This window comes from Ignatzschineria sp. RMDPL8A (assembly GCF_029815055.1).
Taxonomy (GTDB): domain Bacteria; phylum Pseudomonadota; class Gammaproteobacteria; order Cardiobacteriales; family Wohlfahrtiimonadaceae; genus CALZBJ01.
Genome location: NZ_JAPPWA010000002.1, coordinates 542,715 through 555,030 on the forward strand (window position 1 = coordinate 542,715; position 12,316 = coordinate 555,030).

At 45.9% G+C, this 12,316-nt stretch carries 11 protein-coding genes, 1 CRISPR repeat array and 1 riboswitch; of the genes, 1 reads left to right on the forward strand and 10 read right to left on the reverse strand.

Going from position 1 to position 12,316, the window contains the following annotated elements:
- Window positions 1–4: 4 nt before the first annotated feature.
- A complete protein-coding gene (locus tag OXI21_RS04070) occupies window positions 5–274 on the reverse strand; it encodes a DUF2798 domain-containing protein (protein ID WP_279618285.1) in 270 nt (89 codons plus the stop codon).
- A gap of 223 nt (window positions 275–497) precedes the next feature.
- Window positions 498–1,478, reverse strand: a complete 981-nt coding sequence (locus tag OXI21_RS04075) for an NAD(P)H-quinone oxidoreductase (protein ID WP_279618286.1) — start codon at window positions 1,476–1,478, stop codon at window positions 498–500.
- A 210-nt stretch (window positions 1,479–1,688) separates the two neighbouring features.
- Here OXI21_RS04075 and pnuC point away from each other — a divergent pair, with 210 nt between their 5' ends.
- Window positions 1,689–2,297 carry a nicotinamide riboside transporter PnuC gene (gene pnuC, locus OXI21_RS04080; protein ID WP_279618287.1) on the forward strand — a complete coding sequence of 203 codons (609 nt, stop codon included), beginning with the start codon at window positions 1,689–1,691 and terminating at the stop codon, window positions 2,295–2,297.
- 16 nt (window positions 2,298–2,313) lie between these two features.
- On the opposite strand, the gene OXI21_RS04085 is transcribed toward pnuC, so the two are convergent.
- The 8 genes from OXI21_RS04085 to proC form a co-directional block, all read right to left on the reverse strand.
- Window positions 2,314–2,712: a methylglyoxal synthase gene (locus tag OXI21_RS04085; protein ID WP_279618288.1), complete on the reverse strand. Its 399-nt coding sequence runs from the start codon at window positions 2,710–2,712 to the stop codon at window positions 2,314–2,316.
- A 249-nt stretch (window positions 2,713–2,961) separates the two neighbouring features.
- Window positions 2,962–4,729: direct repeats of the CRISPR family, unit length 28 nt; unit sequence GTTACCCGCCGAATAGGCGGCTTAGAAA.
- 66 nt (window positions 4,730–4,795) lie between these two features.
- Window positions 4,796–5,452 carry a 7-cyano-7-deazaguanine/7-aminomethyl-7-deazaguanine transporter gene (locus OXI21_RS04090; protein ID WP_279618289.1) on the reverse strand — a complete coding sequence of 219 codons (657 nt, stop codon included), beginning with the start codon at window positions 5,450–5,452 and terminating at the stop codon, window positions 4,796–4,798.
- 105 nt (window positions 5,453–5,557) lie between these two features.
- Window positions 5,558–6,043 carry a preQ(1) synthase gene (gene queF / locus OXI21_RS04095; protein ID WP_279618290.1) on the reverse strand — a complete coding sequence of 162 codons (486 nt, stop codon included), beginning with the start codon at window positions 6,041–6,043 and terminating at the stop codon, window positions 5,558–5,560.
- A 3-nt stretch (window positions 6,044–6,046) separates the two neighbouring features.
- Window positions 6,047–6,091, reverse strand: a riboswitch (PreQ1 riboswitch).
- Window positions 6,092–6,219: 128 nt separating this feature from the next.
- Window positions 6,220–9,141, reverse strand: coding sequence for an FAD-binding and (Fe-S)-binding domain-containing protein (locus OXI21_RS04100; protein WP_279618291.1), 2,922 nt, complete (start codon window positions 9,139–9,141; stop codon window positions 6,220–6,222).
- The gene (gene zapE / locus OXI21_RS04105; RefSeq protein ID WP_279618292.1) at window positions 9,125–10,282 is read right to left on the reverse strand and encodes a cell division protein ZapE; all 1,158 of its coding nucleotides are present in this window, start codon (window positions 10,280–10,282) and stop codon (window positions 9,125–9,127) included. The genes OXI21_RS04100 and zapE overlap by 17 nt, the downstream gene beginning before the upstream one ends.
- A gap of 6 nt (window positions 10,283–10,288) precedes the next feature.
- Window positions 10,289–10,813, reverse strand: a complete 525-nt coding sequence (tadA, locus tag OXI21_RS04110; protein ID WP_279618293.1) for a tRNA adenosine(34) deaminase TadA — start codon at window positions 10,811–10,813, stop codon at window positions 10,289–10,291.
- Window positions 10,814–10,819: 6 nt separating this feature from the next.
- A complete protein-coding gene (locus OXI21_RS04115; protein WP_279618294.1) occupies window positions 10,820–11,383 on the reverse strand; it encodes a YggT family protein in 564 nt (187 codons plus the stop codon).
- 59 nt (window positions 11,384–11,442) lie between these two features.
- Entirely contained in the window at window positions 11,443–12,267 is an 825-nt protein-coding gene (gene proC, locus OXI21_RS04120; protein ID WP_279618295.1) for a pyrroline-5-carboxylate reductase, read from the reverse strand.
- Window positions 12,268–12,316: the final 49 nt, after the last annotated feature.

Below are 12,316 nucleotides of genomic sequence, written 5' to 3' on the forward strand. Positions count from 1 at the left end.
GAATTTACCCCTCGTTAGATGAATAGAGTTTGTTAAGCGTTAGATTGGTGAGTTTGCCGATATAGGGCACCACAAAGAGAGAAATCGGGAGTGCGATCATGTAGGAAACGGGGAATGCACGCTTCCACCAAGCGGCGAAAAACGCACTGGAAAAGCCGTTTTGCAGCACCTCAAAATTCATAAAGGTGACAACGCCAGACATGCAAAATGACATAATAAGCGACATATAGAGTGCAAAAATAACGTTACGGACAAAGACTCGTCTATGTTTCATGAACGGGGAGACTCCTCGGAATAAAACAGGTTAAATATGGGAAATGAGAGAATAATTGTAACAAAGGGCGAGCAAGATCGCGGGATCTATTTGTTAAAAATTGTGAAGAGGGCATAAAAAACCACTGCAAATCATTAAGATCGGCAGTGGTGTTTGTGAGTAAGATCTTCGTAAGATTCGATTAATTGAATTGAGTTACTCGAAACTTGTTAATCAAAGTTCATTAATCTGGTGAAACTTCTAAAATAATCTTGCCGATATGTTCGCTCGACTCCATCAGTTCATGAGCTTCTTTGGCTTGAGCGAGAGGGAAGACTTGATAGATCACAGGTTTGAAATGTCCCGCTTCAATAAGCGGAAGCGCCTTTTCAACGACGCGAGAAGTGAGCGCTGCTTTAAACTCAAATTCGCGTGCGCGAAGCGTGCTACCAGTGATTTTAATACGGCGCTGCATCATTTTAAGAAGATTTAATTCAACTTTCGCACCGCCCATGGAATTGATGTAGACCATGCGCCCATCGGGATTCATCAGTTCAAAGTTTTTATTAAAATAATCGCCACCGATCATATCTAATACCACATCGATCTTATCTTCTTTTAACACTTCAAAGAAATCATCTTCACGATAATTGATCGCTTTTTGCGCGCCCAACTCAAGACACGCTTGTTGTTTTTCAGCGTTGCCGACAGTGACAAAGACATTCGCGCCTAAAATCGTTGCGAGCTGAATGGCGGTGATGCCAATTCCGCTACTGCCTCCGTGAATTAGCACATTTTCACCCTTTTTAAGTTCACCGCGCTCGATTAAATTGTTCCATACGGTAAGAAGCGTTTCCGGTAAACTTGCCGCTTCAATAAAGCTTAAGTGTTTGGGTTTAGGCATGCAGTACGCTTCGTGAATGGTGATATATTCGGCATATCCGCCGCCCCCGATGAGGGCAAAAATTTCATCGCCCACACGCCATTTTGTTACCGCGCTCCCAACGGCTTCCACAACGCCCGCAACTTCAAGTCCGAGCACATCTTGCGGCTCACCTTCAGGCGCAGGATAATAGCCTTTACGCTGAATAATATCGGGGCGATTAACGCCAGCTGCATGGATTTTAACCAGTACTTCATGCTCGCCTGCAACGGGTTTTGCGTACTCTTTTAAGGTTAAAACGGAAGGGTCTCCAAATTCGGTCATGACGATTGCTTTCATCATATAGGCTCTCCTTTTATTATCATTTGATCGGGTGCCAGCACGCTGATTTTAGCGGGATAACGGCCTCGCATATCGGGCGGGCACTGATGGAATTATCATATCATCTTTTACGGCCTACATTTTGTTCGGGCGCGGAACTTTACATTTTTTAATCATTGTGAATAATGGGCTCATAAAGGCGCGTCGATCATAGATAAAAGAGGAAAAAGGATGGCGATCATTGAGATTTTTGGGGTATTACTGGGATTTATCTATCTCTTTTTGGAATACCGCGCCCATCAAAGCATGTGGTTTGTGAGCATGGTGATGGCGCTTGTCTATATCGTCGTCTATTTTAAAACAGGGCTCTTTGCCTATATGACGATTTATGGGCTCTATTTTGGGATGAGTCTGTATGGCGCGTATCGCTGGAAACGTCTGCAAAAACGGGAATTAACCCCGCTATCAGAGGATGAGATTGTCACGGCTGAAGGGGAGAATCGGCTCTATTTTATGCCAAAAAACTATTGGATATGGGTGATTGCATTATCGCTCTTGATGAGCGTTGGATTTTATTACAGCGTCGGAGCGATCTCCGGAGAAGCGCCAAATCCTTTTGATTCAATCATTGGCGGAATGAGCCTTGTGGCGATGGGGATGCTGACGCAAAAATGGGTGGAGCAGTGGATTTTGCTCATCATTGTGAACGCCATTTCGATCGTTCTATTCTGGCAAACGGCGCTCTATTACACCCTTTTGTTGCATGGGGTCTATTTTATCATCTCGTTTTTTGGCTATCTGCGCTGGTGCAAAGTCGCCAAAGCAGGCGAGTTCCGGTAATGTTGATCGCTTATTTTTAGTAGAGCGACTCATTTTTACAGGAGAGAATCCCGCGTAAAATAAGATTTGCCGTCGCACTATTACAGGCGATCGGGATATTGTAGAGCGTTGAGAGACGGATCAGCGCTTTAACGTCAACGTCGTGGGGCATTGGGGTTAAGGGGTCGGTAAAGAAGATGAGCGCATCGAGATTTTGCTCACTAATCATCGCGCCTAACTGCTGATCGCCACCGAGCGGGCCTGATTTTAAGGGCGTGAGATCAAAGTCCGGATAGGCCTCTAAAATGCGTTTTCCCGTGGTTCCCGTTGCGTAGAGTTTGTGTTTTAAAAAGTAGTCGTGAAAACCGCCAATCCATTCCACAAGATCCTGTTTTTTCGCATCATGAGCTACAAGGCCAATGGTGAGTTGTGTCATATTATTTCGTTCCTTTTTTATCATTTTTAGTATTGTATCAACTTTTCGTAGCTTTTCATTTTTACGCAGTAGTGTGCGCTCTCAATATGACAGTTTTATGACGAGGATAAAGAGACGAGCCCCTAATTTTTTCTCTTTATCAAACTCATTGATTTTCAAGAGATCTCTGCTACCATTGAAAATTAGGGTTTTAAGCATTCAATGCATTAAACTCCGCAAAAGATCAGCTCTTTAACAAATTGGACTCTAGTTACCCGCCGAATAGGCGGCTTAGAAATTGATAAGCGCCTAAATTACAGCTTACTTGGTGTTACCCGCCGAATAGGCGGCTTAGAAATTTACTTGAGAGTCTGACGGACGAAATAAACGGTTACCCGCCGAATAGGCGGCTTAGAAATTGGTCTATCCAGTGTAATCGCATTGAAAATTGTTACCCGCCGAATAGGCGGCTTAGAAATCAGCGGCATCATTAATCGCAATGGCGGGTGAGTTACCCGCCGAATAGGCGGCTTAGAAATCAAGCTTATTACGCTTAGCATTAATATTTTTGTTACCCGCCGAATAGGCGGCTTAGAAAGCCCAGAGGCAAGCAAATCAAGAAAAAGAACTGTTACCCGCCGAATAGGCGGCTTAGAAAATTTGGGTGTATCTGCAAGTGCAATTAGTTCTGTTACCCGCCGAATAGGCGGCTTAGAAATTGGCCCGTAGCACATAAAATAATTAGGATTAGTTACCCGCCGAATAGGCGGCTTAGAAAGTATTCCGTATATCGTATCTCAAAAGTCAACTGTTACCCGCCGAATAGGCGGCTTAGAAAGTTAGCGATTAAATTGGTTAACGACTCTAAATGTTACCCGCCGAATAGGCGGCTTAGAAACCAAGTTTACCGACGAAGCCATACTTCCATAAGTTACCCGCCGAATAGGCGGCTTAGAAATGCGCCAATATTGGTATTAATTGAACCTAAAAGTTACCCGCCGAATAGGCGGCTTAGAAAATATGGGGCTGATGTTCAAGGCGAGCGATATCGTTACCCGCCGAATAGGCGGCTTAGAAATGTTGTTAGATGTTTGCATACTGGCGAGATGAGTTACCCGCCGAATAGGCGGCTTAGAAAAGGAGCATCTTACTCAGGGTTTGGCTGGGTGCGTTACCCGCCGAATAGGCGGCTTAGAAAAGGAGCATCTTACTCAGGGTTTGGCTGGGTGCGTTACCCGCCGAATAGGCGGCTTAGAAATTTTAAGCAAAAGCGCCGGCATCTGGTGAACCGTTACCCGCCGAATAGGCGGCTTAGAAATAAAAGAGCTCGATGCGTTGCGCAGGATTTTAGTTACCCGCCGAATAGGCGGCTTAGAAAAAATCGGCATCCTCATTACATAACAACATGCTGTTACCCGCCGAATAGGCGGCTTAGAAATCATCAATGACTAATCGAGTTACGCCGGTGTTGTTACCCGCCGAATAGGCGGCTTAGAAAAAGAGGCCAAAAATCAATGGAAGGATTTTGCCGTTACCCGCCGAATAGGCGGCTTAGAAATTGGATACGTAACAGAAAGGTCAACATTGTCGGTTACCCGCCGAATAGGCGGCTTAGAAAGCTTCAAACACAACTTTACCGTTAGTTACATTGTTACCCGCCGAATAGGCGGCTTAGAAATTAAAATTCAATACGTTATTAAACGCTTTGCAGTTACCCGCCGAATAGGCGGCTTAGAAATTAGATCAAGAAGATCAATTTTTTGTGGTGAAGTTACCCGCCGAATAGGCGGCTTAGAAATCATAGAACAATTAGAGCGCGAAAAGACTTTCGTTACCCGCCGAATAGGCGGCTTAGAAAAAAAGAATCTGGCGAAGTCTGCCCGACCCCAAGTTACCCGCCGAATAGGCGGCTTAGAAATCAACCCGCAACCAATTTTCTAAGTCTGGAGAGTTACCCGCCGAATAGGCGGCTTAGAAATTTGCCACGTTGCGCACTTCTTGACTTGCCAAGTTACCCGCCGAATAGGTGGTTTGTTTAAAATTTTAGAACAATAAAAAAGGATGCTAAATTTAAGCATCCTTTTTCTTTAAATAGGTTGATTGATTACGCTTGATGGGGAAGTGGAGCGCCTTTAAGGCGGGCGGTGACGCGGTCTAAAATCACTTTATAGAGCGGTAAAAAGAAGAGCGCGCTGATCACGACTTTAAAGGCGTAATCGACAGAGGCGACCTCAACGAGATGCTCGGAGAGATAGGGATCGGTGGTTTTGTAGAAGGCGATGCTGAAAAAGGCGATGGTGTCCACAAGATTCCCGACGACGGCGGCCGCAGCGGGAGCGAGCCACCATTGGGGGCGTTGGCGGAGTCTGTTAAAGACAAAAATATCCATAATTTGTCCGATCACATAGGCGGAAAAGCTCGCAAGCGCAATGCGTGCGACAAATAGATCAAACTTAAAGAGTCCGCCAATGCCCATCCAGGCACCATCGCGAAATACGATCGAAATCGCGTAGGAAATAAGGAGTGCCGGAAGCATCGCGTAGAAGATAATTCGGCGTGCAAGCGCCGCCCCAAAGAGGCGCACCGTTAAGTCGGTGGCGAGAAAAATAAAGGGAAAAGTAAAGGCGCCCCAAGTGGAGTGAAACCCAAAGATCGAGATCGGAATCTGAACTAAAAAGTTGCTTGAGGCGATAATCGTAACATGCAAAAAAGCGAGTAAAAGCGCAATTTGCTGTTGTTTTTGCGTGACTAATGTGGGCATGGAAACCTCTGGTAAGCGGCATAAAAGCATGCATTAAGAGCTATTTTGCAGGCTCTAAGCATGTCGGCGTGTAAGCGGTAAAAAATGAAACGATTCGGCGCGTGCTTAGCGGTTATCGACTTTCTCAGGGTAGAGATCGTGATGCAATAGGCGCGTTTCAGCGAAGGCTTCCCACTTGGTGCCGGGTTTTCCGTAATTGATGTAAGGATTGATGGAGATACCGCCGCGTGGCGTGAATTTTCCCCAGATCTCGAGATAGCGCGGATCCATCAGTTCCACAAGGTCAATGAGCATCTGCATGATGCAATCTTCATGGAAGCTGCCGTGATTGCGGAAGCTAAAGAGATAGAGTTTAAGCGATTTACTCTCCACCATTTTTTGGTCGGGAATGTAGCTTAGATAGATCGTGGCAAAATCCGGTTGGCCGGTCATCGGGCAGAGCGCGGTAAACTCCGGACAATTGAATTTTACAAAAGTATTTCGATCGGGATGCGAGTTCTCAAAACACTCTAAAATTGAAGGATCGTAGGTATCTTTATAGACAGTCGCTTGATTACCAAGTAGCGTCAGGTCTGCCATTTTTGTGCTCATAAAAGTTCCTTAGTTTTTTAATGTGGGAGGATTGCGAACCACGAATTAAACCTATTTTGATGGGGCGTATAGTAGCGGTTTTAGCGGAAATGATCAATCGGAGTGATAAAGTTTTTACCCATAAAAAAGCCCTCGATGATCGCTCAAAGAGGGCATTATTCATTGCATTTCAGTGCTTAACGAATCATCTCATTGAGTTTTACAATGGGGTGAACAATCGTCTTTTTGCCGAAGCGCTCTACCTGTGATCGGCATGAAAATCCAGTCGCAAGTAGGACATCCGCATCATTGGCATCGATCACTTTTTTCCATGAGAGATCGTAGATCTTTTTCGACAGCGGTTTTTTATCTTTGAGATGGCCAAACGAGCCACTCATACCGCAGCATCCCACTTGCGTCATTTCAAGCTTATGATCGAGCGATTTAAAGATGCTCTCCCACGCTTTAGGGGCGCTCGTTGCGTTCGTTTTCTCAGTACAATGGCTCATCAATTTATAGGTTTTATTCGATGGGCGAATGGTGAGATTGAGCGTGTCTAAATGATCGTTTAAATAGTGCTCTAGCCAAGTTTGGAAGAGCATCACCTCGGGCGTTTCAAACTTAAATTTCTTACGATATTCCTGCTGATAAAAGAGCGTAATCGGCGGCTCAATTCCCACCATCGGAATGTTGTAACGAGCAAGCTTGGTTAAGAGTGCATTTTGTTTACTCGCGCGATCTTGGAGCTCTTCTGAAAATCCAAAGACATGATGGACTTTTCCTGACGCCTGATAGGGTGCAATAAAGACGGTGACATCGAGTTTATTGAGAAGTTCAATCGCCGCTTTCAGCGTATCGGGATCGTAGTAGAGGAAAAAGGCATCGGGCACGATAATGAGCGCTTTTTCCGGATTTTTTACATGAGCCAATTGATCGAGCGTTCCGTGGGTGAGTTCGACCACTTTTTTCTCACGCTCAAAGCGATTAAGATGATTGGTTTTGGGATTTGGAAGATCCACTAACCCCATTTTTTCCATGGTAAACCGCGCGATGGCATTATTGCTTAGGTGACGCATTTTATAGGCAAAGGGCGCTAAATCTTCTGATTCGGCTAACATTTTATCGAGCATCGGGCGCGGGCGGGTTTTGTGATATTCCGCTAAAAATTCTGATTTCGCATCGGGAATATGCACTTTCGCAGGGCACTCACCGGTACAGGATTTACAGCTTAAACAGATTGAAAGGGAGTCGTAAATCTCTTCTTCGAAATCACGATCGACCTCGCCAACCGCACGCTGACGTAACCACTCTTTGATCATCTCCGCACGGCCTTTTGGCGAATGAACACGTTCGCGCGTTGCCTTGTAACTCGGGCACATCGCCGCATCGGTATCGTAGTTATAGCATGCACCATTTCCGTTACAGTGGAGCGTATTGTGATATTGAATGACGTGCTCGGGAAGGATCTCACGGTTGAAATCGCCGCGAAGCGGAAGCTCATCAATTTTTAAGAGAATCTCATCATTGGGCGTTGCAATTTTCCCGGGATTAAATTGATTGTATGGGTCAAAAAGCCGTTTGACCGCTTGCACCACAGGATAGAGCTCGCCAAAGAAGGGTTTGGAATATTCAGAACGCACCCCTTTTCCGTGCTCGCCCCACAGCGCGCCGCCATATTTTTCACACAGCGCAAAGATTTGATCGGAGATTTCACGAATGAGGGGTTGATCATTAAGATCGCGCATATCAAGTGCCGGGCGCACGTGAATCACTCCCGCATCAGCATGGCCAAACATCCCATAACGTAGGCCGTGGGCTTCTAAAATGGCTTTAAACTCGGCAATGTAGGGTGCTAAATTTTCAGGCGGAACGGCGGTGTCTTCCACAAACGGAATCGGACGACGATCCCCGGGTATCGCGCCTAATAGACCGACCGCCCGTTTACGCAGGCCATAGACATCTTTCACCGCTTTTTTCCCAAGGAGTGGACGAATGCTTAAACGGTGAGGATTGGGTTTTTGGTTGGCATGCTCAACAAATTGATCGAGCGCCTGTTGCAATTCCTCATCGGTGTCGGCGTTAAATTCAACTAAAAAGATCGCTTTGAGTTTTTCATAATCAACGCCCTCAAAGTACTCTTCGGTAGTGCTCCAAACAAAGTCGTTTTTCGCCATCTCAAGGACGATATCATCGATCACTTCAATGGAGGTCGCATTGGCCTGCATAAGGTACGGGCCATCTTCGAGCGCCTTAATAAAGTCATCAAAGGTGACTAAAGCGAGCGCCGTTTTTTTCGGAATGGGAAGGACATTGAGACGCGCTTCGGTAAAGATTCCGAGCGTGCCTTCTGAGCCGCATAAAATGTGGGTTAAATTCGCTTGCTCGTCATGGACAAAATGATCGAGATCGTATCCGGTGACATAGCGATTAAGCTTTGGAAAGCATTGGTCAATGGCCTCTTTGTGAGGAAGGGTGATCTCACGAAGGTCATTCAGCAGTGCTTTTTTAACCGAACTGTCTGGCAAAGAGGTGAGATCATCGAGGGTAATCGATTCAGATTCAATCACCGCACCGCCGCGTAAAATGGCGGTAATGCCATTGACGTGGCCGCTCGTTTTTCCGTAAGCACAGCTACCTTGTCCTGAGGCGTCGGTATTGATCATGCCTCCGATGGTTGCGCGGTTTGAGGTGGAAAGCTCGGGGGCAAAAAAGTAACCAAGTGGGCGAAGATAGGCATTGAGCTGATCTTTGACAACGCCGGTTTGAACGCGAACAGTGCGCGTCTTTTCATCAAATTCCAAGATCTGATTCATATGGCGCGACAGGTCGATGACAATCCCATCCGTTAAGGATTGACCATTCGTTCCCGTACCGCCACCGCGCGGGGTCACTTTAATGGATTTATACGCTTCACGCGCTAAAAGCCTCAAGATGAGCTCCACATCGCTTTGATCGCGAGGGTGAAGCACCGCTTGAGGCAGGATTTGGTAGATCGAGTTGTCCGTAGCGGAGACAAGCCGTTCACTTAAGCGTGTCTCGATATCGCCGCGGAAATTTTGAGAAGAGAGTTCTTGAAGAAACGTTTTAACTACATCGGGTAGATCATTCTTTGATTTCATTACATTGACACTGATTATTGCTGCGTTTTGGTTGGTCTAAATACTCTTGAGACTGCATTTCGATTAAACGGCTAATCGTCCGATCGAACTCAAAGTCGAGTGCTTTTTCACCTTTAGCAGCATAAAGATTTTGCATATCGACCTCGGAGCCGATAATGAGTTTAACGCCTTGGTCGTAAAATTCATCAACCATGATGACAAATCGGCGCGCCTCATTCTCAAGATCTCGGGTTAATTTGGGTAAACCGTGGAAAAAGACGGTTTCAAAACATTCCGCAAGGCGGATAAAATCGCTTGAAGAGCGGGCTTTACAGCAGGCTTCTTCAAAGGTAAACCAGGTGGCACTTTCGGTGCGTTTGAGCATCTCAAATTTATGGCCATTCACATCCATCACCACAGGGCCTTGTACTTTGCCGATCAGCTCTTCAAATTTGTCTTCAAAATTGGCAATTTGCTCATCGATCGATCCGGTAAACCAGACATCGGCGGTTTCAAGATGGCGCATGCGGTAATCTTGGTCGCTATCGAGCGGAATATTACGCAGGCGCTCTTTGATGATTTTAATTGCCGGTAAAAATTGCTCACGCTGAAGCCCATTTTTATAGAGATCATCGGGGAGGCGGTTTGAGGTGGTAACAAAGAAGATCCCCTCTTGGAGAAGGGCATCAAGAAGACGATAAAGAATCATCGCATCGGTAATATCGATGACGTGGAACTCGTCAACGCAGAGCACTTTACACTCTTTTGCGTACTCTTTTGCCACCATCTTTAAGGGATCTTCTTGCCCTTGAAATTGGCGCATTTTCTTATGCACATCTTGCATAAAATGGTAGTAATGTTCGCGGATTTTCGGGACATCGATATTGTCGTAGAAAAGATCCATCAAGAATGTTTTACCCCGGCCAACGCGCCCATAAATATAGAGTCCGCGTGGATCGTTATACTCAACGGCGTGTTCAGTATTGGTAAACGGCTTAAATACTTTCTGTAAAAGGGAGAGTTTATCGGCATTGACCACCGGCTCATCGGTTTTGATTTGAGCTTTTAATTGATCATACGCGTCAACAACAGAGAGCTGTATTTTGTCGACGTTAAACCCTTTTTCTTCGATTAATTTATAATAGGCGTCTTTGATGGTCATAACTTATTATTTTCTCTTATTAGCTTGATTTAATCGTCTTTCTCGGAAGAATTGTTTCAATAATCCTCGACATTCATCATGCAGAATATGCGGGATTATTTCAACCTTATGATTAAAACTTTCGATCTCGTTGAGTTTAATATTGGTTGTCATTGCGCCGTTCCGTGAATCCCCCGCTCCATAAATGACCCGTTTGATGCGCGCGTGAACAAAGCTCCCCGCACACATCATGCAAGGCTCTAATGTTACGTATAAATCCACATTAAGTAAACGGTAATTCTCGATTTTTTGACATGCGTTGCGAATTGCAACAATTTCGGCGTGGGCCGTCGGATCATGGCTGGTGATCGAAAGATTATGCCCCCGCGCGAGAATCTCATCATTAGCCACAATCACCGCGCCAATGGGCACCTCACCCAAAGCATACGCCTTTCTCGCCTCATTTAACGCTTCCTGCATGAAAAACTCGTGCCGTTTTAGCTCAGGGGGCACCGTTAAACTCGGCGTTTCTGTGTTGATAATCTCGGTCATAGAGCGTTAGATCAGCTGATAGCGGAAATAGCTTAAAATCGAGAGCCCAAGGAAGATGAGAAACATCGCAATCATCGGACGGAAATCGATATTGGCATAGACAACCCGCGGTCTAACGCGTTTTAACACCGGTGCGGTGAGCTGATGAAGGAGCGCTAACACCAGTCCCATTTGCGGAGAGGAGCCAAGCCAGCTGGTGATCGCCTGAATAATAAAGAGAAATAGATAGAGATAGAGAATTCCCGAGGCGATATCTAGCAGGATAAACCCAAGCACGATCAGCGGTTTATAAGAGGTGATGATCGAGAGCGCGATAAAGAGTGCATATTTGATAATCCCCATGATGAGAAGGAGGACAAAGCAGGACCAATCATACCGGCTAAAGGTTGGCGTAATGCGGCGGATCGGCATTAAAATTGGATTGGTCACTTTTACCAGCGCCTGAATTAAGGGGTGATAAAAATTCGCCTTCACACATTGGAGAAAAAAGCGCAGTAAAATCAGCGTTGAGAAGAGCCCAAAGCCCACCTCAATGGTAAAACGGAGTATTAATTGGAGTAAACCGAGCACAATCGAAATCCTTTTTATTGAGCGTTGTAACGAGGGTTAAGGTTGATCTATGGGGACGATTATAACTTTTTCGAGATCTCGCTTGAAAGGACTTGATCCCGATCGAACGCTGCTTGCATGCCACGCTCAATAATCTGCTGTAGATCGTCGCGCTCAAAGCTGAAGATCGCCTGTTCTGTGGTGCCCTCAGGAGACATCACGCTCTCTTTTAATGCTTTTACCGATTTATCCGAATCAAGAGCAATTTGCGCAGAGCCGAGCATGGTCTGTTTCGCTAAAATCTCACTGCTTTCACGGCTAAGACCGAGTTTTACGCCGGCATCGATCATAATTTCTAAGAGATAGAAAAAGTAAGCAGGGCTTGAGCCTGATACAGAGATTACCGCTGAAAGAAGCGCCTCTTTTTCAACCCAGGTCGTGATGCCGCAGGCATTAAAAATCGTTTCCGTTAACGCCGCGTGGGAATCGGTTAGTGTATTGGGTGAAAAGAGCGCCGTTGCGCCAAGGCCTACCGCCGCTGGAATATTGGGCATCGTGCGCACAAGGGGCTGAGTCTCCCGGCCAAGCGCGCGTAAAATCGCTTCGCTTGAGATGCCCGCTGCAACAGAGATCACAAGGGTCTCTTCCTTTAAATGGGGCTTGAGTTCCGGTAACAGTTCCGGAAAGCCTTGCGGTTTAATGGCAAGGACAATTGCGTCCATCTCATCAATAAATTCACTAAAATGTGAGGCGGTATTAATCCCCAAGGTTTCAGAAAAATATTCGCGTTTAGGCGCATTACGATCGGCGACATAGAGCAGGCTCTTTGGGTAATGTTCCACAAGGCCTTCTAAAATAGCGGTCGCCATATGACCGCCCCCAATAAATCCGATTTTTGCTTGCATAAACACCTCGCTGAGTCGTAAAAATAAACGATTATTTCACGGGCTATCT

Bases quoted from the DNA above. Each gene is read 5' to 3' on its own strand.
- OXI21_RS04070 (WP_279618285.1), bottom strand. From the start codon at position 274: ATGAAACATAGACGAGTCTTTGTCCGTAACGTTATTTTTGCACTCTAT.
- OXI21_RS04075 (WP_279618286.1), bottom strand. From the start codon at position 1,478: ATGATGAAAGCAATCGTCATGACCGAATTTGGAGACCCTTCCGTTTTA.
- pnuC (WP_279618287.1), top strand. From the start codon at position 1,689: ATGGCGATCATTGAGATTTTTGGGGTATTACTGGGATTTATCTATCTC.
- OXI21_RS04085 (WP_279618288.1), bottom strand. From the start codon at position 2,712: ATGACACAACTCACCATTGGCCTTGTAGCTCATGATGCGAAAAAACAG.
- OXI21_RS04090 (WP_279618289.1), bottom strand. From the start codon at position 5,452: ATGCCCACATTAGTCACGCAAAAACAACAGCAAATTGCGCTTTTACTC.
- queF (WP_279618290.1), bottom strand. From the start codon at position 6,043: ATGAGCACAAAAATGGCAGACCTGACGCTACTTGGTAATCAAGCGACT.
- OXI21_RS04100 (WP_279618291.1), bottom strand. From the start codon at position 9,141: ATGAAATCAAAGAATGATCTACCCGATGTAGTTAAAACGTTTCTTCAA.
- zapE (WP_279618292.1), bottom strand. From the start codon at position 10,282: ATGACCATCAAAGACGCCTATTATAAATTAATCGAAGAAAAAGGGTTT.
- tadA (WP_279618293.1), bottom strand. From the start codon at position 10,813: ATGACCGAGATTATCAACACAGAAACGCCGAGTTTAACGGTGCCCCCT.
- proC (WP_279618295.1), bottom strand. From the start codon at position 12,267: ATGCAAGCAAAAATCGGATTTATTGGGGGCGGTCATATGGCGACCGCT.